Annotated in this window: 20 protein-coding genes and 1 pseudogene; 6 read left to right on the plus strand and 15 right to left on the minus strand. The window is 66.4% G+C overall.

Going from position 1 to position 22,757, the window contains the following annotated elements:
- Positions 1-90 precede the first annotated feature (90 nt).
- Genes hisS through prmC form a run of 3 tightly spaced genes read left to right on the plus strand, consistent with a single transcriptional unit; the run spans position 91 to position 3,243 of the window.
- A complete protein-coding gene (gene hisS / locus ABWP22_RS04375; protein WP_353198727.1) occupies positions 91-1,359 on the plus strand; it encodes a histidine--tRNA ligase in 1,269 nt (422 codons plus the stop codon).
- Between the two features lie 10 nt (positions 1,360-1,369).
- The gene (gene prfA, locus ABWP22_RS04380; protein WP_353198728.1) at positions 1,370-2,431 is read left to right on the plus strand and encodes a peptide chain release factor 1; all 1,062 of its coding nucleotides are present in this window, start codon (positions 1,370-1,372) and stop codon (positions 2,429-2,431) included.
- Positions 2,428-3,243, plus strand: coding sequence for a peptide chain release factor N(5)-glutamine methyltransferase (gene prmC / locus ABWP22_RS04385; protein ID WP_353198729.1), 816 nt, complete (start codon positions 2,428-2,430; stop codon positions 3,241-3,243). The genes prfA and prmC overlap by 4 nt, the downstream gene beginning before the upstream one ends.
- Here the strand turns inward: prmC and mazG are convergent.
- Together mazG and ABWP22_RS04395 are read right to left on the minus strand one after the other, a co-directional pair.
- Positions 3,235-4,038, minus strand: a complete 804-nt coding sequence (gene mazG, locus ABWP22_RS04390; RefSeq protein ID WP_353198730.1) for a nucleoside triphosphate pyrophosphohydrolase — start codon at positions 4,036-4,038, stop codon at positions 3,235-3,237. The two genes, prmC and mazG, sit on opposite strands and share 9 nt — an antisense overlap.
- The gene (locus tag ABWP22_RS04395) at positions 4,035-4,982 is read right to left on the minus strand and encodes an alpha/beta fold hydrolase (protein ID WP_353198731.1); all 948 of its coding nucleotides are present in this window, start codon (positions 4,980-4,982) and stop codon (positions 4,035-4,037) included. Before ABWP22_RS04395 ends, mazG begins: the two co-directional genes overlap by 4 nt.
- Positions 4,983-5,154: 172 nt before the next feature.
- Between ABWP22_RS04395 and ABWP22_RS04400 the strand changes: the two genes are divergently transcribed.
- Positions 5,155-6,210 carry a YeiH family protein gene (locus tag ABWP22_RS04400; RefSeq protein ID WP_353198732.1) on the plus strand — a complete coding sequence of 352 codons (1,056 nt, stop codon included), beginning with the start codon at positions 5,155-5,157 and terminating at the stop codon, positions 6,208-6,210.
- Here ABWP22_RS04400 and ABWP22_RS04405 read toward each other — a convergent pair.
- From ABWP22_RS04405 to dusB, 13 genes and pseudogenes are all read right to left on the minus strand, one after another.
- The gene (locus ABWP22_RS04405) at positions 6,205-6,984 is read right to left on the minus strand and encodes an MBL fold metallo-hydrolase (protein WP_353198733.1); all 780 of its coding nucleotides are present in this window, start codon (positions 6,982-6,984) and stop codon (positions 6,205-6,207) included. The two genes, ABWP22_RS04400 and ABWP22_RS04405, sit on opposite strands and share 6 nt — an antisense overlap.
- Positions 6,981-7,751, minus strand: coding sequence for a TatD family hydrolase (locus ABWP22_RS04410; RefSeq protein ID WP_353198734.1), 771 nt, complete (start codon positions 7,749-7,751; stop codon positions 6,981-6,983). Before ABWP22_RS04410 ends, ABWP22_RS04405 begins: the two co-directional genes overlap by 4 nt.
- 3 nt (positions 7,752-7,754) lie before the next feature.
- A complete protein-coding gene (metG, locus tag ABWP22_RS04415; RefSeq protein WP_353198735.1) occupies positions 7,755-9,314 on the minus strand; it encodes a methionine--tRNA ligase in 1,560 nt (519 codons plus the stop codon).
- 46 nt (positions 9,315-9,360) lie between these two features.
- Positions 9,361-10,335, minus strand: coding sequence for a DNA polymerase III delta subunit-related protein (locus ABWP22_RS04420; RefSeq protein ID WP_353198736.1), 975 nt, complete (start codon positions 10,333-10,335; stop codon positions 9,361-9,363).
- Entirely contained in the window at positions 10,332-10,940 is a 609-nt protein-coding gene (tmk, locus tag ABWP22_RS04425) for a dTMP kinase (RefSeq protein WP_353198737.1), read from the minus strand. The genes ABWP22_RS04420 and tmk overlap by 4 nt, the downstream gene beginning before the upstream one ends.
- Positions 10,940-12,103 carry a D-alanyl-D-alanine carboxypeptidase family protein gene (locus ABWP22_RS04430; protein ID WP_353198738.1) on the minus strand — a complete coding sequence of 388 codons (1,164 nt, stop codon included), beginning with the start codon at positions 12,101-12,103 and terminating at the stop codon, positions 10,940-10,942. Before ABWP22_RS04430 ends, tmk begins: the two co-directional genes overlap by 1 nt.
- 23 nt (positions 12,104-12,126) lie before the next feature.
- Positions 12,127-12,978 carry a septal ring lytic transglycosylase RlpA family protein gene (locus tag ABWP22_RS04435; protein WP_353198739.1) on the minus strand — a complete coding sequence of 284 codons (852 nt, stop codon included), beginning with the start codon at positions 12,976-12,978 and terminating at the stop codon, positions 12,127-12,129.
- Positions 12,975-14,075 (minus strand): lytic murein transglycosylase, encoded by a 1,101-nt coding sequence (locus ABWP22_RS04440; RefSeq protein WP_353198740.1) that lies wholly within the window; start codon positions 14,073-14,075, stop codon positions 12,975-12,977. Before ABWP22_RS04440 ends, ABWP22_RS04435 begins: the two co-directional genes overlap by 4 nt.
- Positions 14,076-14,181: 106 nt before the next feature.
- Positions 14,182-15,492 (minus strand): GTPase HflX, encoded by a 1,311-nt coding sequence (hflX, locus tag ABWP22_RS04445; protein WP_502951088.1) that lies wholly within the window; start codon positions 15,490-15,492, stop codon positions 14,182-14,184.
- Positions 15,493-15,757: 265 nt separating this feature from the next.
- Positions 15,758-15,985: pseudogene (hfq, locus tag ABWP22_RS04450) on the minus strand (RNA chaperone Hfq); the annotation flags it as partial.
- Positions 15,986-16,101: 116 nt separating this feature from the next.
- The gene (gene ntrX, locus ABWP22_RS04455) at positions 16,102-17,505 is read right to left on the minus strand and encodes a nitrogen assimilation response regulator NtrX (protein ID WP_353198741.1); all 1,404 of its coding nucleotides are present in this window, start codon (positions 17,503-17,505) and stop codon (positions 16,102-16,104) included.
- 12 nt (positions 17,506-17,517) lie between these two features.
- On the minus strand, positions 17,518-19,824 hold the full coding sequence (locus ABWP22_RS04460; protein WP_353198742.1) for a sensor histidine kinase NtrY-like: 2,307 nt from the start codon (positions 19,822-19,824) through the stop codon (positions 17,518-17,520).
- 183 nt (positions 19,825-20,007) lie between these two features.
- Positions 20,008-21,018 (minus strand): tRNA dihydrouridine synthase DusB, encoded by a 1,011-nt coding sequence (dusB, locus tag ABWP22_RS04465; RefSeq protein WP_353198743.1) that lies wholly within the window; start codon positions 21,016-21,018, stop codon positions 20,008-20,010.
- Between the two features lie 65 nt (positions 21,019-21,083).
- Between dusB and ABWP22_RS04470 the strand changes: the two genes are divergently transcribed.
- Positions 21,084-22,223 carry a bifunctional 2-C-methyl-D-erythritol 4-phosphate cytidylyltransferase/2-C-methyl-D-erythritol 2,4-cyclodiphosphate synthase gene (locus tag ABWP22_RS04470; protein WP_353198744.1) on the plus strand — a complete coding sequence of 380 codons (1,140 nt, stop codon included), beginning with the start codon at positions 21,084-21,086 and terminating at the stop codon, positions 22,221-22,223.
- On the plus strand, positions 22,220-22,708 hold the full coding sequence (locus ABWP22_RS04475) for a CinA family protein (protein WP_353198745.1): 489 nt from the start codon (positions 22,220-22,222) through the stop codon (positions 22,706-22,708). The genes ABWP22_RS04470 and ABWP22_RS04475 overlap by 4 nt, the downstream gene beginning before the upstream one ends.
- Positions 22,709-22,757 lie beyond the last annotated feature (49 nt).

The raw sequence follows: 22,757 nt of genomic DNA on the forward strand, positions 1-22,757 counted from the left end.
CTCCCCTCCCGCTCGCGGGAGGGGCTGGGGGTGGGTCGGTCCACGCGCACCCGTTGCGTCAATTCCCGCCCTCGCCTATTCCCCACCACCATGAGCAAGGCCCCCCAGAAACCACGCGGCACGCAAGACATGATCGGCGAGGCCGCAGCCCGCTTTGATCATGTGATCGCCACGTTCAACCACGTGCGCCAGCTTTACGGCTTTGGCCGGGTGGAAGTGCCGGTCTTCGAAAGCACCGCCGTGTTCGCGCGTTCGCTGGGTGAGACGACCGACGTGGTCTCCAAGGAAATGTATGAATTTCAGGATCGCGGCGGCGACAGCATGTGCCTGCGGCCAGAATTCACCGCCGGCATCGCGCGCGCCTATATCGAGAATGGTTGGCAGCAATTTGCCCCGTTGAAATTGGCGACGTGGGGGCCATTGTTCCGTTATGAACGCCCGCAGAAGGGTCGGTTCCGCCAGTTCCACCAGCTCGATGCCGAAATATTGGGCGCTGGCGAGCCGGCGTCGGATGTCGAGGTGATCGCGCTCGGCCAGCAGTTGCTCAGCGAACTGGGCATCGCCGACCAGATCGTGCTCACCCTGAACTCCATGGGCGATCCCGAAACGCGACAAGCGTGGAGTGCAGCGGTAGCGGCGCATTTCGCCGCGCATCGCGGCGATCTGAGCGAGGACAGCCAGCGCCGGCTCGACGCCAACCCGCTGCGCATTCTCGACAGCAAGAATGAAGGCGATCAGGCGCTGGTGGCCGGCGCGCCGCAGATCGATGATTTTTTCACGGTGGACGCCGGCGCCTTTTTCGAAAGCCTGCAAAAGGGTTTGCAGGCCAGCGGCATCGCCTGGACGCGCAACGCGCGGCTGGTGCGCGGGCTGGATTACTACCGGCACAGCGTGTTTGAATTCGTTACCGAAAATCTGGGTGCGCAGGGCACGGTGCTGGGCGGCGGGCGCTATGACGGCCTGATCGGCCACATGGGCGGGCCGGAAACGCCGGCGGTCGGCTGGGCGGCCGGGATCGAGCGGCTGGCGATGCTGGTGGCGGAGCCAGCACTGCCGAATGTCGCCGTCGCGGTGGTTGCGGTCGGGGCCGAGGCCGAGGCGCCGGCCTTGTCGCTGCTGGGTGCCCTGCGCCGCATCGGTGTGGCGGCGGAGCAGGGCTGGCGCGGAAATCTGAAGAAGAAGATGGAGCGGGCCGGCAAGTCGGGTGCCCGGCTTGCCGTGCTGATCGGCAGCGACGAAGTGGCCGCCGGCACCGTCACGGTGCGCGATCTTGGCAGCGGTGAGCAGGTCGTGCTCAGTCAGGCCGAAGCCGTCACCGCCATTCGTGCGCGGCTGGCTGGCGGCGGGCTGAAGGGATGATCACCGGGCCATGATCCTGCCCATCGAGCGCATCGCCCAGATCGAGCGCCGCCATGCCCAGGTGGCGAACGACATGGGCAATCCGGCGCTGCCGCCTGACCAGTTCGTGGCATTGTCCAAGGATTATGCCGAGCTGACGCCTTTGGTGGAGGCGGCCGCCGGCTGGCGAGCGTTGCTGGCCGAAGCCGAGAGCCTGCGCGCCATTCCGGCCGGCGATGAGATGCACGAGATCGCGCAGGAGGAACTGGCCGCGATCAGCGCGCGTCTGCCGGCGGCCGAGCGCGCGCTGGCGTTGCAACTGCTGCCGCGCGATGCCGCCGATGATCGTTCGGCCGTGCTGGAAATCCGCGCCGGCACCGGCGGCGACGAGGCGGCGCTGTTTGCCGGCGATCTTGCGCGCATGTATGAACGTTATGCAGCAAACCACGGTTGGCGTTGGGAAATCCTCTCTGCCAGTATCTCCGATCTGGGCGGTTTCAAGGAAATCATCGCCAGCGTGTCCGGCGCTGGCGTGTTCGCGCGGTTGAAGTTCGAAAGTGGTGTGCACCGCGTGCAGCGGGTGCCGGCCACCGAAGCCGGCGGGCGCATCCACACCAGCGCCGCCACCGTCGCCGTGCTGCCGGAAGCCGGCGATGTCGATATTGCCATCGACGAGAAGGATCTGCGCATCGATGTCTATCGCGCGTCCGGCTCCGGGGGGCAGCACGTCAACGTCACCGACAGTGCCGTGCGCATCACCCATATCCCCAGCGGCGTGGTGGTGGCGGTGCAGGATGAACGCAGCCAGCACAAAAACAAGGCCAAGGCGATGAAATTGCTGCGCACCCGCCTGTTCGACGCCGAACGCGAGCGGCTGGCCAGCACGCGCAGCGCCGATCGCAAGGCGATGGTGGGTTCGGGCGATCGATCGGAGCGCATCCGCACCTATAATTTCCCGCAAGGCCGCGTGACCGACCACCGCATCAACCTGACCCTGCACCGCCTGCCGGAAATATTGGAAGGCGCGCTCGATGATGTGGTCGGCGCTTTGATCGCCGAGGATGAAGCGGCGCGGTTGGCGAGCCTGGGGTGAACAGCGTCATCGACCTGCTCAAAGCCGCCGCCACGCGCATTGGCGGAGACACCGCACGGCTTGATGCCGAGGTGCTGCTCGCCCACGCCACCGGCATCCCGCGCGGCGAATTATTGCTCAACCAGCAACACAGCATTGAACCGCAACATTATGAAACCATGGTGAAACGCCGCGCCGCTGGTGAACCGGTTGCTCACATCACAGGCACTCGTGAGTTCTGGTCGCTCGATCTGATCGTCACGCCTGATGTGCTGATCCCGCGGCCGGACAGCGAGACGCTGATCGAGGTGGCGCTTCGCCTGCGCAAATCCCCGCCGCAGCATATCCTCGATCTCGGCACCGGCTCCGGCGCGCTGCTGCTGGCGGCGCTCACCGAATGGCCCGCCGCGACTGGCCTCGGCATCGATGCCAGCCGGGCGGCGCTGGCCGTGGCGCAGGCCAACGCGACGCGCACCGGCCTCGCGGCGCGCGCCAACTTCTGTCTGGGCAATTGGGGCGCCGGCCTTTTCGAGCGCTTCGATCTGATCCTGTGCAACCCGCCCTATATCGGCACTGGGGAAGCGCTGTCCGACGAAGTCCGCGCCCACGAACCAGCCAGCGCGCTCTTCGCGGGCCAAGATGGCCTCGATGATTATCGCCGCATCCTGCCGCAACTGCCTGGTCTGCTGGCCGAAGCTGGCCTTACCGTGCTGGAAATCGGCCATGAACAAGGCCCGGCGCTGATGGCGATGGCCGCCGCGACCGCCATGGCGGCCACGTTGCATCAGGATCTGGCCGGCCGCGACCGCTGTGTCGCGCTGCGGTCAGGTTGAGCCGCGCTCGGCGGCCTTCACCCGCTGCCAAAGCACTTCCTGTTCATCAAGGCTCAGGGCGGCGAACGCCGGACCGGCCCCAGAATTTGCAAGCGCTTCCATCGCCTTAAATCGCCGCTCGAATTTGGCGCTGCCCGCGCGCAGGGCGGCTTCCGGATCGATGCCGTGGCGGCGCGCCAGATTGGCCGCCACGAACAGCACGTCGCCAAATTCCTCGGCGCGGTGGGCGTCATCTATGGCGGTATCGAATTCGGCGAGCTCCTCGTCCAGCTTGGCGCGCACCCCGGCGATATCGGGCCATTCAAAGCCGACGCGCGCGGCGCGGGCCTGGAGCTTTTCGGCGCGCATCAGGGCGGGCAGGGCGGTCGCCACCCCATCGAGCGCGGAAACTTGCTTGTCCGGCTTGCCGGCGGCTGCTCGTTCGGCGGCCTTTATCCGTTCCCATTCATCTTTCTGCGCATCGGCATCGGCGGCGCGGGCGGCATCGCCGAAGATATGTGGGTGGCGCCGTTCCATCTTCTCGCACAGGCCGGTCACCACATCGGCCAGCGCGAAATGCCCGGCCTCCTCGGCGAGGCGGCTGTGGAAGACGACCTGGAACAGCAGATCGCCCAGTTCCTTCTTCAGTTCGGTCATGTCGCGCTGCGCAATGGCTTCGGCGACCTCATAGGCTTCCTCGATCGTATAGGGCGCGATCGTGTCGAAATCCTGCGCCAGATCCCAGGGGCAGCCGGAGACGGGATCACGCAAGCGGGCCATGATGGCGGCAAGGCGATCAAGGGAAAGGGCGCTCACAAGGCCTCCACAAAGGCAGAGAGCGCGGCGTTGGTGGCATCGGGTGCTTCCTGTTGCACCCAATGGCCGGCGCCTTCGATCAGGGTGGTGCCGCGGAAATCATCGCAGCCGGCACCGGCCATGGCGTACAGATCCATGCCCGGCGCGAAGAAGCGCACCGGATCGCGGCTGCCGGCGATGAAGGCGGCCGGCTGCGTGATATGCTGGCCACGCAGCGGCACGGCCTCTTCGAAATCAAGATCTTGCGCGCGATAGCGGTTGAGTGGACCGCGCCAGCCACCAGCGGCAAAGGCAGCGCGGTAGATGGCCAGATCAGCCTCTGGCAGCCAGGCGGGCGTGGGGTCGGGCAGGGCGACCCCATCCAGCAAGGTCGCTTCCGGCCCCTTGCGGCCAAAGCCCGGATAGGGCGCATCGCCGGACAGCGCGTGGTAGATTTTCAAGAGCGCATCGGGATCGGCCGCCAGTTCCGCCTCGGCCACGCCTTCGGCCTGGAAATAGAATTGATAGAAGAATTTGCCGGCGTGCATGACGCGCATGACATCAAGGAACCGGGTCTCGCCCCAAGGCGTGAACGGCACGCTGAGGCCGGCGACGGCCGCGACCCGGTCCGGATGACGCAGCGCGGTGTTCCAGACGATCGGTGCGCCCCAATCATGGCCGAACAAGATGGCGCGGCCACCCAGCGCCTCGATCACCGCAGCGACATCCGATGCCAGCGCCGACAATGTGTAATCGGAAATCGCGTGCGGTTTGGCGCTGGCGCCATAGCCGCGCACATCCATGGCGGCGATGCGGCGACCGCGCGCGGCGAAATGCGCGAGTTGGTGGCGCCAACTGTGGGACAGCTCCGGCCAGCCATGTACGCACAGGATGGGCATTTGGCCATCATCGTCCGGCCCGGCGACCACCACGCGCAGATTGATCTCGCCATTGTTGACCATCATGGACCGCATTGGAAACTCCCGCATGAACGCCGGCATTTGGTGAACCATCGCGGGGCAGGTTGGCAAGCTGCCACTGCGGCAAACTATATCGATAATATATATTATGTATAATTATATCGCCCGCGCCGACCCCCTCTTGGCGAAACCCGGATGCCAGCCTAACCAAGCACATATGGATGCCGGCCAATCACAACCATTGCCGCAAGCCGCCGATCTGTTCGGCGATATCGAACGGACAGCCTCGGCCGGCTGGCGCGACTATGTGCCGGGTCTGCTGGTGGCGCTGCTTGCCACGCTGGCGGCGGCAAGCCTGGCGGATCGTTATGGCGCGCCGCTCACCTTGCTGGCGCTGCTGGTCGGGCTCGCCATGAACTTCCTGTCGGCCGATGCGCGGCTGACGCCCGGCCTGGCGCTGGCCAGCCGGGAATTGCTGCGTTGGGCGATCGTGCTGGTCGGTATGCGCATCACCATCGCGCAGATTGCGACGCTGTGGCCGCTGTCATTGCTTGCGGTGATCGGAATCGTTGGCATCACCATCGGCGCTGCCGTGCTGGCGGCGCGCGCGCTGAAACTGGGCGCGGCGTTCGGTACATTATCGGGCGGCGCCGTTGCCATTTGCGGCGCCTCGGCGGCGATGGCGATTTCCGCCACCTTGTCGGAACGCCGCGTGCGCCAGGCGGAACTGACGCTGGTGCTGGTCGGCACGTCGGCGATGAGCAGTGCGGCGCTTCTGCTGTATCCGGCGATCTGCGAGCTGCTGGGCTTGAATGATCTGCAGGCGGGCTTCGTGCTCGGCGCGTCGATTCATGATGTCGCGCAAACACTTGGCGCCGGCTATGCCTTTTCGCCGGCGGCCGGGGAAACCGCCACCATCGTCAAGCTGGCGCGCGTGGCCCTGCTGGCGCCGGTGCTGGCGCTGGTGGCACTGGCGTTTCCGGCGCCGCTGAAGATCAGCGGCGGCAAACGGGTCGCGCCGCTGCTGCCCTGGTTCGTGGCCGGATTTTTCGTGGTCGCCGGCATCAATTCCACTGGCATCATCCCCGCGCGTGCGTCTGGTTTTGCCGCCGATCTGTCCACCTGGATGCTGGCCGTTTCGGTCGCCGCCACCGCCATACGATCACCGCTGGCCGAAATCTTGCGCACCGGGCCAAAGCCGTTGATCGTCGGCGGCGTGGCCAGCCTGACGAGCCTGGCCGCCGCGCTCGCCTTTGCCATGCTAGCCTTATAGCTCGATCACTTGCCCATCGAAGGCCGGCGCAATTCCGTCCGGCAGTTCGCTTGCCAGCGCCTCATAATCCATCGATTGATCCATGTGGGTGAGCAGCGCCCTGCCCGGCTGCCAGCGGCTGATCCAGGCCAACGTCTGTTCGAGATGGCTGTGCGTGGGGTGCGGTTCGCGGCGCAGGGCATCGACGATCCACAGATCAAGCCCGGTCAACCCCGCATCGGCCCGATCATCAAAGCCTTTCACATCAGTGGAATAGGCTAGGCTCTTGCCATTCCAGTCGAAGCGGATGCCGGTGGATTCAATGTCGCCATGCAGTTGCGGGAATGGCGTGATGGTCAGCTCGCCTAGCTGCAGCGGCGCGTCGAACTGATGGGCAGCGCACGTCGCCGGATAACCGGCAGCCCCTTCGAAGACATAATCGAACCGCCGGGTGAGCACGGCCAGCGTCGCGGCGCTGGCATGCACCGGTACGGGCGCGTGCATGGCGTGGAAGATCTGCCGCAGATCATCGATGCCATGGGCATGATCGGCATGATCATGGGTGATGATCACCGCATCCAGATGCGCCACCCGCGCGCTCAATAGTTGCTCACGGCAATCGGGGCCGCAATCGATCAGCACGCGTTTGCCCGCCGCCTCCACCAGTACCGAAACGCGGCGGCGGCGGTTTTTGGGGTTCTTGGGATCGCACAGGCCCCAGTTGCCGGCGCCATCCGGCCCGCCCAGGCGCGGCACGCCCGATGAGGTGCCGCAGCCGAGAATGGTGACCTTCATGCCGCTTTCGTGAACAGCGCGTGGAAATTGGCGGTGGTGGTGGCGGCCAGTTCCGCTTCGCTCACCCCGCGCAAGGCGCTGAGAAAGCGCGCGGTGTGGGCGACGAACGCCGGCTCGCAGGTTTTGCCGCGCATCGGCACCGGCGCCAGATAGGGCGAATCCGTTTCGATCAGCAGGCGGTCTGCCGGCAAGCCGCGCGCGGTTTCGGCGAGATCGCGGGCATTCTTGAAGGTGACGATGCCCGACAGCGAAATATAGAAGCCGAGCGCCAGCGCCGCATCGGCAAAGGCCTGGCTGGCCGTGAAACAGTGGATGACACCGGTGAGGGTCCCTTCTCCCGGCTCCTGCAACAGGGCCAGCGTGTCGGCTTCGGCATCGCGGGTGTGGACGATCAGCGGCAATCCGCAAGCGCGCGCCGCGATGATGTGGCTGCGGAAACTGGCTTTCTGCCGATCGCGGTCGGATTTGTCGTAATAATAATCGAGGCCGGTCTCGCCGATGCCGACCACGCGCGGGTGGGCAGCGGCGGCGATCAGCGTGGCGGCATCGGTGTCGGGATGCGTGTCGGCTTCGTGCGGGTGGATGCCGACCGTGGCCCAGACGCCGGGGTGGGTATCGGCCAACGCAATCACGCCATCCCACTCATTCTGCCGGCAGGAAATGGCCAGAAAGCCGCCGACGCCGGCTGCGCGGGCACGGGCCAGCACGCCGGGCACATCGTCGCCAAGGCTGGCGTAATTGAGGTGGCAATGGCTGTCGATCAGCATGGCTCAGGCGCCGTCAACGTCTGCCAGCGTCAGGCGCGGGAACACGCCGGCCGGCGCGGGAAGCTGCGTTCCAGCATCAACCGGCGTATTGAACGCCTTGAAATCACGCGCATCGGCTGCGACGCCGAGTTGATCGAGCAATTGCGCGCTGCTGCCCGGCATGAACGGTTGCGCCAGCAGGACAATGCGGCGCGTGGCGTCCAGCGTTGCCGCCAGCACTTCAGCCATGCGCACCGTATCGGTTTTGGCCAGCGCCCAGGGCGCATTCTCGGCGAAATAGCCATTGGCCGCCGCCACCATCCCCATCACCGCATCCAGCGCCTTGTGCAGCGCCAGCGCATTCATGTGGGCGAAATAGGCCTCGGCACCGACCATGAACGCCTCTTTCAGGCGCAATTCGGTCTCGCCGGCGGCGCCGCGCACCGGCATGACACCGCCCAGATTCTTGGCGACCATGGAAAGGCTGCGCTGCGCCAGATTGCCGATGCCGTTGGCGAGATCGGCATTGGTGCGCTCGACGATGGCCTCGTCGCTGTAGCTGCCGTCTTCACCGAAGGCGACTTCGCGGCACAGGAACCAGCGCAGCCGGTCAACGCCGAACCGCGTCGCCATGTCCAGCGGATCGACGACATTGCCGACGGATTTGGACATTTTCTCGCCGCGGTTGAGCAGGAAGCCATGGCCGAACACGGTTTTCGGCAAGGCCAGGCCGGCCGAGATCAGGAACGCCGGCCAATAAACGGTGTGAAAACGCACGACATCCTTGCCGACCACGTGCAGATCGGCCGGCCACCATTCGCCATCCAGGCCGCCCCGACCACCATCATCTGCCCCGGTGAGATAATTGGCCAGCGCATCCAGCCAGACATACATGACATGGCGTTCATCGCCCGGCACCGGGATGCCCCAGGTGAAACTGGTGCGGCTGACCGACAGATCCGAAAGTCCGCCGGCAACAAAGCTGCGCATCTCATTGAAACGGCTTGCGGGCTGGATGAATTCGGGCTGGCTGTCGTAGATCGCCAGCAGCCGATCCTGATAGGCGGAAAGCTTGAAGAACCAGCTTTCTTCCACCGTCCATTCAACCGGCGTCCCCTGTGGCGACAACTGCACCGTGGCGCCGGAGGCGTCGGTGGCTTCGACCAGTTCGCCCTGATCATAATAGGCTTCGTCCCGCACCGAGTACCAGCCTTCGTAGCGGCCGAGATACAGATCGCCCTTGGCGGCCATGCGCTGCCACAGCGCCTGCACCAATGCCTTGTGATCGGCGTCGGTGGTGCGGATGAAGCGATCGAAACTGATGCCCAGTGCGGCATCCATGGCGAGAAACGGCGCCACCATGTCATCGACATAGGCCTTGGGTGGCTTGCCGGCGGTGCGAGCGGCCTGATCGATCTTCAGGCCATGCTCATCCGTGCCGGTCAGGAAGCGCACATCATGGCCATCGAGCCGCTTGAAGCGCGCGATCACGTCGGTGGTGATCATCTCATAGGCATGGCCCATGTGCGGTCGACCATTGGGATAGGCAATGGCGGAGGTGATATAGAAGCGAGGCGTGGTCATGCTGGGCTGCAATGGGGCAAGACGCCCGCCAATTCAAGTTTGGGCTTCACGCCGGCAGTGAGGCCAGATGCATGCCCAGCGCATAGCCGACCTGGCCGGGATCGAGTTGCAGCGGCACCGCCTCGCGCGCCAGCCGGCTTGCCTGTTCCCAGGCGGCGATGGCATCGGCGCGTGCGCTGCCGCCAAGTCTTTGGGCCTGCGCAGCCATCACCGCCGGCGCACGATCGAGCAGCGCGGCATAGCGCCCCTCCCCGCCCTTGCCGCTGATGCTGCGCGCCAGGGCGAGGGCGGCCGGGCTGGCCCGCTCAACCGGCAATCCGATCAGGTCGGCCAGGTCGCGTTCCAATGTGGTGATGCCGGCAGCGGCAAGTCCGAGCGCGCGACCGGGGCAGCCCTGCGCCAGATGCACCAGCAAGTCGGCATCCTCGCCGCCCAGATCGGCGCCAGCAAGCACCCGGGCAACCTCGGCATCGGGCAGCCGCGAAAAGCGCAAGGTGCGGCAGCGCGACCGGATGGTGGGCAGCAGGCGACCCGGTGTGTGGCTGACCAACAGGAAGATCGTGTCTTGCGATGGTTCTTCAAGATTCTTCAGCAACGCATTGGCTGTGTTGCGGTTCATGTCGTCGGCGGCATCGACGATCACCACCCGGCGCTGGCCCAGCATCGGCGTGCCGGTGAGGAATTCGCGCAGCGGTTGCGGATCGCTGGCATCACGGCGCACGATCTGGCCGATGACGATTTCGGCGCGCAGCTTGCCGGTCTTGGCGGGCAAGCGCTCGAGCAGGCGGAAATCAAGGTGCGAGCCGGCCGCCATCAACCGGGCCGCCTCGCAATCGGCGGCCACGCTGAAATCCACCCCTGCCGGCGCACCGGCGAGCAGCCAGGTCGCGGCGGCGTGGGCGAATTGCGCTTTGCCCAGGCCCTGCTGGCCGGCGAGCAGCCAGGCGTGATGCGGGCGGCCGCCAGTGAAGGCGTCCATGAACGCCGTGACCTGCTGCTGGTGGCCGATCAGACGGGTCACAGGGCCGCCATGATGCGGGCGGCCACCATATCGATGCTGCCGCTGGCCGGGATCGCGCGGCAGCGTTGCGGGTCGCTGGTGGGCAGGCTGGCGAAGAAACCCTGCACGCGGGCGTGGAAATCGCTGCCAATGGCTTCGAAACGGGCTTCGGCGGTGCCGCGCGCGGCGGCGCGACCAAGGCCTTCGGCCTCATCCAGCAGCAGCACCAGCGTGAGATCCGGCCAGAGCCCGACCGACATTTCATGCAGGGCAATCAACGCCTCGTCGGGCAGGCCGCGCCCGGCCCCCTGATAGGCGCGGGTCGAATCGATGTAACGATCGCAGATCACGGTGGCGCCGCGGGCCAGCGCCGGCCGGATGACGCGCACGACATGATCGACGCGCGCCGCGGTCATCAACAACGCCTCACTCCATGCCGTCCAGCGCGCATCGTCGCCGGTCACCAGCAGTCCCCGGATGGCTTCGGCCCCCGGCGTGCCGCCCGGCTCACGGGTCAGCACCACGTCAAGCCCCTGCGCGCGCAGGGTTTCGGCCAGCAGGCGTGCCTGGGTGGACTTGCCGCTCCCCTCCCCGCCCTCCAGCGTGATGAAGCGGCCAGCCGTCATCAGCCGAACAGGCCCATCAGCCAGTTCCAGCCGTGGCGCACGAAATTGGCTTCCTCGATGGCCACCGGGGTGACCAGCGGCAGCTTCACCGATGCCTGCCCGGGCATGGTCACCACCAGATCGGCGACCTTGGCAGCGGCCTTCAACGGCGCCGTCAGGCCGGGCACCGCGACCACCACGGCCTTGCGCTCCATGCCAAAGCCGCGCGGCAGCGTGATGAACAGATCACGCGGCGCAGTGGCGGCCACCGTGGCTTCGGCGGCGCCGGCAATGGCGGCCTGGCCCATCACCTGGCCTTTCTTGCCAAGCGGCATATTCTGCCAGGCGGCAAAGCCCCAGTTCATGAAATCGACGCTGGAGGCCACCCGCGCGCCGAAACTGTCCAGCCCGGCCACCACCATCACCAGGCGGCGGCCATTCTGCACCGCCGAACCGGTGAAGCCATAGCCGGCTTCATCGGTATGGCCGGTTTTCAGGCCATCGGCACCGGCAACCTTGCCCAGCAAGGGATTGCGGTTGGTCTGGGTGATGTCCTGCCCCGCCCCCATGGTCTTGCCCCAGGTGAAATTCCCCATGCCATAGAAGCGCTTGTAGAGATCGGGAAAGTCGCGGATCGTCGCTTCAGCGATGGTCGCAAGATCGCGCGCCGATACATATTCCTGCGCGTCGGGCCAGCCGTTGGTGTTGGCGAAATTGCTGTTCTTCAGGCCCAGTCGCTTGGCCTCGCGGTTCATCAGCGCGACATAATTGGCTTCGGTGCCGCCCAGGCCTTCGGCCAGCACGATGCAGGCATCATTGCCCGACAAGGTCACGATGCCATGCAGCAGATTTTCGACGCTCACCTGCTCGTTCACCGAAAGGAACATCGTGCTGCCCTTGTTGTTCCACTTGGTCCAGGTTTCGGGCCGCACCAGCACGGTCTGGTTCAAGCTGGCTTCGCCGGCCTTCAGCAGCTTGAAGGCGACATAGACGCTCATCATCTTGCCCATCGATGCCGGTGGCATCTTCTGGTCGGCATTCTTGGCGAACAGCACACGGCCGGTTTGCAGATCTTTCAGATAGGCGATCGGGGCAGCGGGATCATAAGCGGTGTTCTGGGCCAGAACGGGCGCAGCAAGTGCGGTGGATAGAAAAATCGAGGAAACCAGAAAAATCAAACGCATCGCAACACTGATCCTTGTTCAACCTAACGTCCGCCCGCAGGCGGAATCAATCTGGCATCGCCATAGCCCGCAGCGCGCACCTGCGCCAGCGCCGCGCTGGCATCGGCCTGGCTGGCAAACGGGCCGAGCCGTATCCGGGTGAGGCCGCCAGGTGCCGCTTCGGTGCGCACCGGGCCAAAGCTGGCCAGATAGCCGGTCAGCCAGGACACCCGGCCACCATCGGCCAGTGCCGCGACCTGAACCAGCCAGCTCTTGCCCGGCGTGGCTGCATTCGTGGCGGTTGGCACAGCCACCGTGGCCACTGACGGCACCGGCACCGCTGCGATCACGGTGGGTGCATCCAGCGGCGGCTTGCCCTCCGGATAGATCCGTCGCAATCGCACCCGCGCGGTGCCGGCGCGATCGACGCCCAGCAACTGCGCCGATTTGCGCGACAGATCGATGATGCGTTGCCGGGCGAACGGGCCGCGATCGTTGATGCGCACGGTCAGCCGGCGGCCGTTGTCGAGATTCTCCACCTCCACCCAGCTCGGCATCGGCAGGGTGCGGTGCGCCGCGGTGATATCGTCCTGATCATAGGTTTCGCCATTGGCGGTGTTGCCGGCGTGGAAGCCGGGACCATACCAACTGGCGATGCCTTCTTCCGCATAGTCGCGATCATCGGCCGGATAATAGGTGACGCCGGCGACCTGATAGGGCTTGCCGATCTTCACGGGCCAATTGCCCAGCCGGGCCGCATCGCGGGCGACGGCGCTGGCGTCCTGCGAAGGCTCTGCAGAGCGCGGCGGCGCGGCGCGGCGCGGGGCCGGCCTGTTGCCGCCGGCACAGGCCGTGACCAGCAGCCCGGCCAGCAGCGCCGCCCAGATCCTGATCATGGGGCGCTGTTCCCCGCCACCACGGCCCCCTCGGGCGCAGCATTGGGGGGCGCCAGGCTGATGGCGTCGGCGAGCAGCCCGACCGACAGCGCATAGAGATTGGAGCAATTATAGCCCAGGATCGCCCGATAACTGCCGGTGACCAGATAGGCGCCCTGCCCGGCTCCGTCCGGCTCGATCAGGCTCATCGACACGTCATCCCCCGGCCAGCCAGCGTTGACCGGGGTAAAGCCCATGGCGCGCCATTCGCGCGCGGGCTTCAGCGCGCTGTGCCGGGCCAGCGGTGCCACGCAGCGGTTGGGCGGCTCGGCCGCAGCCACGCCGGCGCGATCAAAGCCTTCGGGCACCAGGGTGCGAAAGCCCCAGCCCTCGCCGGCCTGCCAGCCGGACATGCCGAGATAATGACCGATGGAGGCAAACACATCGGGCAGGCTGCCCCACAGATCGACATGGCCATCGCCATCGCCATCGCGACCGTGGCTGAGGTAGGATGACGGCAGGAACTGCGTCTGCCCGAAGGCGCCGGCCCAACTGCCCTTCATCGCGCCGCGCGCCACGCGGCCTTCCCCCACCATCTGCACCGCGGCATCGAGTTCGCGGGTGAACAGCGCGGCGCGGCGGCCTTCGAAGGCCAAGGTGGCCAGCGCCGACGGCAGATCGTGGCGGCCGAGCACCCGGCCATAGCTGGTTTCGATGCCCCAGATTGCCGCGATCACGGCCGCCGGCACACCGCTGCGCGCTTCGGCCTGGGCCAGCGCCTCACGGTTGGCGGCGAACTGGCGCTGGCCATGGGGAATGCGGTCGCCGCGGAATTTCGACGCGAGATAATCCGGAAAGCGCACCGGGCGTGCGGTACCGCCGGGCTGGCTGCGATCGGCGCCGATCACACGCGGCACCAGCGCCACATCGACCAGCGCGGCATCCAGCCATTCCGGCTTCAGGCCGCGTGCGGTGGCCTCTGCCCGGTAAATGTTGAGCCAGTCGGCAAAGGCCGCCAATTGCGCCGGTGTGGCGCGCGCATCATCGGCGCGCGCCGCAGCCGTCAGGCCAAGCGCCAGCAATGGGGTGAGCACGAGATAACGAAACAGATTTGGCATCGCTCGCTTCTGCCATCGGCGACGGGCCTGGGAAAGACCCTATCTATTGCGGCTGGTTTGCCGGCAACGCTGGCGGCACGGCGGCTGTGGGCACGCGGAACGGCGGTCAGGCCAGTTCCATCGCCGCAAACCGCGCCCGGTCCTTGTCCGACAGGCGCACCTCGATGGTGACGCCATCATCGTCATAGGCTTCGCTGACCACGTCGCCGTGGCTGTGCAACCAGGCGAGGCGCTTGCCATCGGCGGCGGGCAGCACGAAGCGGTGAACACGCGCACCGACCCGCAGCGCAATGTCCATGGCCGCACGCAGTTCGTCCAGGCCCTCGCCGGTCAATGCCGATACCGGAATGGCATCGCCGCCGGTGCGCGCCTGCAACGCTTCACGCTGTTCGGCGTCCATCGCGTCGATCTTGTTGAACACGGTGAGCATCGGCGTTTCGCGCCCTTCCGGGGCCAGGCCAAGTTCGGTCAGCACCTTCATCACATCCTGTGCCTGCGCGTCGCTGTCCGGGTGGCTGATGTCGCGGACATGCACGATCAGATCGGCCTCCAGCACCTCCTCTAACGTGGCGCGGAACGCCGCCACCAGTTGTGTCGGCAGATCGGAGACAAAGCCGACCGTGTCGGACAGCACCAATTTGTCATGCCCCGGCAGCTTGATGGCGCGCATGGTGGGATCGAGCGTGGCGAACAGCAGATCCTCGGCGCGCACCTCGGCGCCGGTCAGCCGGTTGAACAAGGTCGATTTGCCGGCGTTGGTATAGCCGACCAGCGCCACCACCGGCCACGGCGCCTTTTGCCGGTTGGTGCGGTGCAGGCCGCGGGTGCGGCGCACATCTTCCAGTTCCTTGCGCAACCGGGCGATGCGGTCCCGGATCAGGCGGCGATCGGTTTCGATCTGCGATTCGCCGGGGCCGCCGAGAAAGCCGAAACCGCCGCGCTGGCGTTCGAGGTGGGTCCAACTGCGCACCAGCCGGCTGGCCTGATAGTGAAGATGCGCCAGTTCGACCTGCAACGTGCCTTCGGATGTGCTCGCGCGCTCGCCGAAAATCTCCAGGATCAGCCCGGTGCGGTCGATCACCTTGGCCTTCAGTTCCTTTTCCAGATTGCGCTGTTGCACCGGGGTGACCGGGCCATCGATGATCACAACCTCCACGCAAAGCGCCGCAACCACCCCGGCCAGCCGCGCGATCTGCCCGGTGCCGAGCAGGCGCGACACGTTGGGCGCGCGCAACTTGACGATTTCGGCATGCACGACATCGAGCGCGATGGCATTGGTCAGGCCGACCGCTTCGGCCAGCTTGGCATCGGGTGAGCGCAGCGCGCTGGCACTGCCACTGGCGAGAACCGGCAGCACAACGAGCGCGCGCGATCCGGTGCGGATGCCGCGCGCTTCGTCGAACGCGCCGATGGTGATGTCGGGAACGCCGGCCTCGGTGGGTCCGGTTGGGATCTGATTCAAACGCGATACTCTGTTGTCAAATGGGCGAATTCAACGCCCTCCCCCTTGAGGGGAGGGCGACTCTCGCCCCTTGGCGAGAGCGGGGTGGGGGTTGCTCGCGTGGCCACATGAAAAACCCCCACCCCGCTCGGCTGGCGCCGAGTTGCCCTCCCCTCAGGGGGAGGGCGCTGGTTTGGTTCCCTTCGCGGTCGGTGCGCTCAAATACTCAATCTTCTTCGGTTTCGGCCTCGAACAGTTGCAGCGGGGTGGCTGGCATCACCGTCGAGATGGCGTGCTTGTACACCAATTGGCTGTGGCCGTCACGGCGCAGCAGCACCGAGAAATTGTCGAACCAGGTGATGACGCCCTGCAGCTTCACGCCGTTGACCAGGAACATCGTGACCGGCGTGCGCGTCTTGCGCACCGTGTTGAGGAACATGTCCTGCAAACTATTGGGTTTGTCTGCCATCGGGCCATCCTCTTGTTTTTGGGCAACCGAGGCTGCCACTTCCAGTCCGTAGCGGCTGCCCGACGGACCAACAATGACATCATTCGCCACAGTCAGGGCGCAATGGCAGTGGTCATTCATCCCCCGCCCCCATCTGCGTCTTCTTCGCCAGCCGGTTCGTCGGCGAGGCCAAGCGCCTTCAGCTTGCGATGCAGGGCGCTGCGTTCCATGCCGATGAAGGTGGCGGTCCGGCTGATGTTGCCGGAAAAGCGCCGGATCTGGGCGCGCAGATATTCACGTTCAAAAGCTTCGCGGGCTTCGCGCAGCGGTGTTCCCATGATCGAACGTACCGCCTGGCCGGGCACCAGCCGCGCCGGTTCGGCCGTCACTTCGGGGGGCAGCATGTCGATATCGATCTGCGCCATGCTCACCGGCGCCAGGATCAGCGTGCGTTCGATGACGTTGCGCAACTGGCGGACGTTGCCGGGCCAATCATAGGTTTGCAGCGCTGCGAGTGCATCTTCGGAAATGCCGGGTGTTGGCAGGCCGCGTTCGGCGGCAAAGCGCGCCAGGAAATACAGGGCAAGTTCGGCGACATCCTCGCGCCGTTCCGACAAGGGTGGCAGTCTGACCGGCACGACATTCAGCCGGTAATAAAGATCCTCGCGGAAGCGCCCCGCCGCGATTTCGGCCGACAGATCGCGGCTGGTGGCGGAAATCACCCGCACATCCACCCGCACCATGCGCGCCCCGCCAACGCGGCTGAACACCTGTTCGGTCAGCACGCGCAGGATCTTGGCCTGGGTGGTGGCTGGCATGTCCGCCACATCATCCAGAAACAGCGTGCCGCCATGCGCCTGTTCGAGCAGGCCGGCGCGGATGCGGTCGCCAGCGGTCTCGATTCCGAACAGCGCCTCCTCGACGGTATCCGGCGTCATGCGTGCGGCCGAGACGACAACGAACGGCGCTGCGACGCGTGGGCTCCACTGGTGCAGCAGGCGCGCGGCGACTTCCTTGCCGCTGCCGGCCGGGCCGGTGATCAGCACACGGCTGCCGGTGGCGGCCACGCGGCGCAATGTGGCGCGCACCTGGTTGATCTGTGGCGACGTGCCGGTCAATTCGGCATCATAACCAACCCGCTCCTTCAACGCCTCATATTCGCGGCGCAGCCGTTCGGTTTCGGTGGCGCGGCGCACCACCAGCAGCAATTGTTCGGCCTGAAACGGTTTTTCGATATAATCATAGGCGCCGCGCTTGATGGCGGCGACCGCGGTATCGAGCGTGCCGTGGCCGGAAATCACCACCACCGGCAAGCCGGGATCGCGGGTCTTGATCACATCGAGCAGCTCGATGCCATCCATCGTCGAGCCCTGCAGCCAGACATCCAGGATGACCAGGCTGGGCCGGCGTTCGGCGATCGCCGCCAGCGCGCCATCGCTATTGGCAGCGACGCGGGTTTCAAAGCCCTCATCGCCAAGCACACCGGCCACGAGATCCCGGATATCGGCTTCATCATCGACGATCAGGATATCAAGGGCCATGGGCAGTCCTGTTCATGCGGAAATGGTGGTGGGGGCGGTGGTGGCAGTGGCGGGGGGCGCTGCGCTGTTCTGGGGCGTCGCGAGCAGCGCGCGGCTGATGCGCGCCACCACCAGCGCGCCGGGGGGCACGGCGGACCCTGCGGGCACCGGATTGTCCGAGAGTTCAAGCGTGCCGCCATGTTCTTCGATGATCTTGGCAGCGATGGCGAGGCCAAGGCCGGTGCCGCGCGCCCGGGTGGTGACATAGGGTTCGAGCAGGCGGGCCCGGTCTTCCGCCGGGAAGCCGAGGCCATTGTCGGCAATGGCGATGCCGGCCTGATCATCGTCGGTCGTGACCCGGATCGCGATTTCGCCGGGGCGTTCGGGCAAGCCGGCCTGCGCATCGCGTTCGGTGCGGGCGGTCACGCTTTCGGCGGCGTTCTTGATCAGGTTGGTCAGCGCCCGTGCCAGTTGCTGGCGGTCACAGACGAGCGTGGCACAGGCCAGCGTTGTATCGGCGGCGACATCAAGGCTGAAGCGGATGGCGGGAAAGGCCACCTCCTGCAACACCAGCGCCTGACGCAGGATGCGATCGAGCGGTTCGGGCGCGAACACCGGTTTGGGCAGGCGGGCGAATTCCGAAAATTCATCGACCATGCGCCGCAGATCGCCAACCTGGCGGACGATGGTGCCGGTCAACGTGGTGAAGATTTCGGCATCCTCGCTGATCTGGCGGCCGAATTTGCGCTGCAAGCGCTCGGCGGCCAGGCTGATCGGGGTGAGCGGATTCTTGATCTCGTGCGCGATGCGCCGGGCGACATCGGCCCAGGCGGCGCGGCGCTGATCGGCAAGCTGCGCGGTGATATCGTCGAAGGTGAGCACATAACCATCATCGGCGCCGATCCGGCTGCCCTCTGCAGCCGCGCCGATGCGCACCGCCAGCGTCTGGGTTTCGGTCCCGCGCTGGATACGCACCTGGCCGGCGGCATCGCCTGTCTGCCGCGCGGCATCGAGCAATTCGGCCAGTTCCGGCGCGACATCCTGCAGATATTGCCCGCGCATGGCCCGGTGCGGCACCGCCAGCAAGGCGGCGGCCGAGGCGTTGGCGACGCGGATGATGCCTTCGGGGGCAATCGACATCACCCCGGCCGACACGCCGGCAAGCACGGTTTCGGTAAACCGGCGACGCGTGTCGAGTTCATCATTGGCCGACAACAGCGCGGTTTGCTGGGTTTTCAACTGTCCGGTCATGCGGTTGAAGGCGCGCTCCAGCGCGCCGATCTCGTCGGCCGCCCCGCCTACCGGCACGCGCGCATCCAGATCGCCTGCCCCCACCCGCTCGGCGGCGAATACCAGTCGGGCGATGGGCTCCACCAGCCGGTTTGCCAGCCACAGTGCGAACCAGATGGCGACAATGAGGGTGAGCAATGACACCGCCATCAGCACCAGATTGAAACGCAACTGCATGGTGCGGCCGCGTTCCATCAGCAGATTATAATCACCCAGCGCGCTGGCCGCCTGCCGGGCGCGGGCCAGCACGGCAGGATCGACCTTGCGGCTGACATACAGGAAGGTGCCGGGGTTGGCGGGCACGGCAACAGCGGCCTCCACCCGGTCGGCCCCGGTACCGATCAGCGTGACCGGCGCGTTGACGGCGCGGTCGAGGCGCATGTTGGCGATATGGCGCAGCGCTTCAGCCGGGGTCGCCTTGCTGACCGCGATCAGCGCCAGGCCACCGGCATCGCGATGCACCACCGCGGCTTCGGTGAGGGTGCGGCCGGCGACCTGGAAATCGAGGCCACGGCGATACAGCGCGCTGCCCTCGCCGAAATCGCGGCCATAGGATGCGACGTCGGCGGCCATGACCACGATATCATCGGCGATGCGCCTGCGGTTTTCCTCCACATAGGCCTGCGCGACCTGATTGGAGCCATCGAGGATGGTTTTCACCCGATCGGAGAACCAGAACTGCACGCCGAACTGGAACAACAGCGAGGCAAACGCCACCACCAGCAGTGTCGGCACCGCCGCAATCGCCGAGAACAGCGCCACCAGCCGCAAGTGCAGCCGCGCGCCGGCCAGGCCACGGCGCCGGTTGGTGATCAGGATGGCGACACGGCGACCGATCAGCACGATCAGCAGCATCGCCGGCACCAGGCTGGCGACCAGCAGCAGGCCCACCAGCGATTGCGACGCGCCATTGGCCGGCAGGCCGCGCCCGGTCAGATAGGCATAGCTCGACCAGCCGAGCACGATGGTGGCGATGGCCGCAGCCAGTTCGAGCCGCGGGTAGATGCTGCGCGAGCGGGACAAGCGCCGCCACTGCCTGCGCAGGCGCATGGCCATGGCACGGCGACGGGGCCGTGCGGTGCGGTGGGATGGAGTCGAATCAGCCGTCACTGTGACGATGTATAAGGCCAAACTGTTGCGCCGGGAACACACCCAGTCGCCGCAGCGTTGCGCCTGTGCGACAGGTGCCTGAACAAGCGCCCTCCCCCTTTGCGGGGCGGGCGTGGAACGGCATCAGGCTGCGGCGCGCAGCTCCGGCAGTTGCGCCTGCGCCGCATAGAAGCGGTCGATCATGCCAAGCGCAACCTGCGCATCGGTGATCTGGTTGACCGCGTTGCGGAACTGCGCGCTGTCGTGCAGGCCCTTGGTGTACCAGCCCAGATGCTTGCGGGCGAGATTGACGCCATTCAACGGCCCATAAAGATCGAGCATCAGGCCATAATGTTCGCGCACCAGCGCGTGCTGCTGTTCCAGCGTCGGATCGGCGGGCACGTCGCGACCGGTCAGCGCCGCCATCACCTGGCCGATCAGCCACGGCCGGCCATAGGCGCCGCGGCCGATCATCACGCCATCGGCACCGCTTTGCGCCAGCGCGGTGCGCGCATCATCGATCGAACAGATATCGCCATTGACGATCACCGGCAGGCGCACGGCATTTTTCACCTGCGCCACATAAGCCCAATCGGCATGGCCACTGTAAAGCTGGTTGCGGGTGCGGCCGTGGACGGTGATCAGTTGCACGCCTTCCCCTTCGGCGATGCGTGCCAGTTCGGGGGCATTGAGGCTGTTGTGATCCCAGCCCATGCGCATCTTCAGGGTCACCGGCAATTCGACGGCGCGCACCGTGGCGCGGATCAGCCGCGTGGCCAGCGGCAGATCGCGCATCAACGATGATCCGGCGTGGCCGTTGACCACCTTCTTCACCGGGCAGCCCATGTTGATGTCGATGATCGCTGCGCCCTTCTGCTCGTTCAGCTTGGCGGCATCGGCCATGCGATCGGGCTCGCAGCCGGCAAGCTGCATTGAAACCGGCTCTTCCGATGCGTGCCAGGCGGCCTTTTGCAGGCTCTGCCGCGTTTCGCGGATCATCGCTTCGGATGCGATCATCTCGGTGACGGTCAACCCCGCCCCGAAGCGCTTCACCAGTGTGCGGAACGGCATGTCGGTCACACCGGTCATCGGCGCCAGGATGACGGGCGCGTCGATGCGGTTGGGGCCGATGTGGATGGGGGCGATCAGGCTCATGCTGGCGCGCCCATAGCCCACAAAGGGCCTTTTCGACAAGGCGATGCCGGCCTAAGCACGCGGCCATGCGCATTCACGCTATCATCGTCGCGGCAGGCTCCGGGATCAGGGCCGGCGGCGGCGTGCCCAAGCAGTATCGCAACGTGAACGGGCAACCGCTGCTGCGCCATGCCGTGCAGGGGTTGCTGGGGCATGCGGGTGTAACGGTGGTGATCAATCCGGACGGCCGCGCGCTCTATGATGCGGCGGTGGCGGGCCTCGCCCTGCCCGAGCCTGTCGCCGGCGGCGCGACGCGGCAGGCGAGCGTGCTGGCCGGGCTGGAGGCGCTTGAGGGCGATCCGCCCGATGTGGTGCTGGTGCATGATGCAGCGCGCGCCTTCGTGCCCGGCAGCGTGATCGCTGCGCTGGTCGCGGCATTTGATGATCCAGCGGTGGACGGCGCCTGCCCGGCCCTGCCCCAGGTCGACAGTTTGCGCCGCGGCGCGGACGGGCGCTTTTCAGGCAGCGTCGATCGTGACGGGTTGTGGCGGGTGCAGACCCCGCAGGCGTTTCGTTATGGGCCGTTGCTGGCGGCGCATCGGGCGGCAGCGCCGGGTGCAACGGATGAGGTGGCGATTGCGCTCAGCGCTGGCCTGACGGTGGCGATCACTTGCGGAGATGAACGCGCTTTCAAGGTGACGGAGCCGGATGATTTTGCCAAAGCGGCGGCGATGACGATCCATAGCTCCCGCGCCGCCTCCGGTTTCGATGTGCACCGCTTTGGGCCGGGCGATCATGTCTGGCTGTGCGGGGTTCGGGTAGCCCATGATGCCGGGCTGATCGGCCACAGCGATGCCGATGCTGGCTTGCACGCGCTCACCGATGCGCTGCTCGGCACCATCGCGGCCGGCGACATCGGCGATCATTTCCCGCCCAGCGACGAACGCTGGCGCGGCGCCGCGTCGGACCAGTTCCTGGCCCATGCCGCCACCCTGGTGCGGGCACGCGGCGGCATCATCGATCATGTCGATATCACACTGATCTGTGAACGGCCCAAGATCGGCCCGCACCGCGAAGCGATGCGGGCGCGGATTGCCGAAATCCTGGGGCTGGCAGTGGATCGTGTGAGCGTCAAAGCCACCACCACCGAGAAATTGGGCTTCACCGGCCGGCAGGAAGGCGTGGCCGCGCAGGCGATGGCCAGCGTGCGGTTGCCCGAACAATGAACCCCGAACTCACAGCGCTCGCCGAAACAGTGCTCGCCGAAAACCGCGCTGCCGGGCGCACGGTGGCCACGGCCGAAAGCTGTACTGGCGGGCTGGTGGCGGCAGCGCTGACCGAGATTGCGGGCTCGTCCGACGTGTTCGATCGCGGTTTCATCACCTATTCCAACGCGGCCAAGATGGACATGCTCGGCGTGTCGGAGGATGTGCTGGGCACGTTCGGCGCGGTGTCGGTGGCGACAGCCTGGGCGATGGCGCGCGGCGCGCTGGAGCGTAGCGGCGCCGATATCGCCGTGTCGATCACCGGGATCGCCGGGCCAGGCGGCGCCACGCCCGGCAAGCCGGTGGGCCTGGTGGTGTTCGCCCGTGCCGTGCGCGGCGAGGACCCGGAAGCCGTGGTGGCCGACACCCGCCAGTTCGGCGATCTGGGCCGAGCCGAAGTGCGCCGGCAGGCGGCGCTGGTCGCGCTGGAATTGCTGCGGCCTTGAGGACGCGCCACCCAGAACAGCACACGTCATCCTGAAACAAGTTCAGGAT

The organism is Sandarakinorhabdus sp., assembly GCF_040398665.1.
Taxonomy (GTDB): Bacteria; Pseudomonadota; Alphaproteobacteria; order Sphingomonadales; family Sphingomonadaceae; genus Sandarakinorhabdus.

Bases quoted from the DNA above. Each gene is read 5' to 3' on its own strand.
- ABWP22_RS04435 (WP_353198739.1), bottom strand. From the start codon at position 12,978: ATGATCAGGATCTGGGCGGCGCTGCTGGCCGGGCTGCTGGTCACGGCC.
- ABWP22_RS04460 (WP_353198742.1), bottom strand. From the start codon at position 19,824: ATGCGCCTGCGCAGGCAGTGGCGGCGCTTGTCCCGCTCGCGCAGCATC.
- ABWP22_RS04410 (WP_353198734.1), bottom strand. From the start codon at position 7,751: ATGCTGATCGACAGCCATTGCCACCTCAATTACGCCAGCCTTGGCGAC.
- dusB (WP_353198743.1), bottom strand. From the start codon at position 21,018: ATGAGCCTGATCGCCCCCATCCACATCGGCCCCAACCGCATCGACGCG.
- tmk (WP_353198737.1), bottom strand. From the start codon at position 10,940: ATGACGGCTGGCCGCTTCATCACGCTGGAGGGCGGGGAGGGGAGCGGC.
- hisS (WP_353198727.1), top strand. From the start codon at position 91: ATGAGCAAGGCCCCCCAGAAACCACGCGGCACGCAAGACATGATCGGC.
- ABWP22_RS04405 (WP_353198733.1), bottom strand. From the start codon at position 6,984: ATGAAGGTCACCATTCTCGGCTGCGGCACCTCATCGGGCGTGCCGCGC.
- ntrX (WP_353198741.1), bottom strand. From the start codon at position 17,505: ATGGCCCTTGATATCCTGATCGTCGATGATGAAGCCGATATCCGGGAT.
- ABWP22_RS04400 (WP_353198732.1), top strand. From the start codon at position 5,155: ATGGATGCCGGCCAATCACAACCATTGCCGCAAGCCGCCGATCTGTTC.
- ABWP22_RS04430 (WP_353198738.1), bottom strand. From the start codon at position 12,103: ATGCGTTTGATTTTTCTGGTTTCCTCGATTTTTCTATCCACCGCACTT.
- ABWP22_RS04470 (WP_353198744.1), top strand. From the start codon at position 21,084: ATGCGCATTCACGCTATCATCGTCGCGGCAGGCTCCGGGATCAGGGCC.
- ABWP22_RS04440 (WP_353198740.1), bottom strand. From the start codon at position 14,075: ATGCCAAATCTGTTTCGTTATCTCGTGCTCACCCCATTGCTGGCGCTT.
- ABWP22_RS04475 (WP_353198745.1), top strand. From the start codon at position 22,220: ATGAACCCCGAACTCACAGCGCTCGCCGAAACAGTGCTCGCCGAAAAC.
- metG (WP_353198735.1), bottom strand. From the start codon at position 9,314: ATGACCACGCCTCGCTTCTATATCACCTCCGCCATTGCCTATCCCAAT.
- prfA (WP_353198728.1), top strand. From the start codon at position 1,370: ATGATCCTGCCCATCGAGCGCATCGCCCAGATCGAGCGCCGCCATGCC.
- ABWP22_RS04395 (WP_353198731.1), bottom strand. From the start codon at position 4,982: ATGATGGTCAACAATGGCGAGATCAATCTGCGCGTGGTGGTCGCCGGG.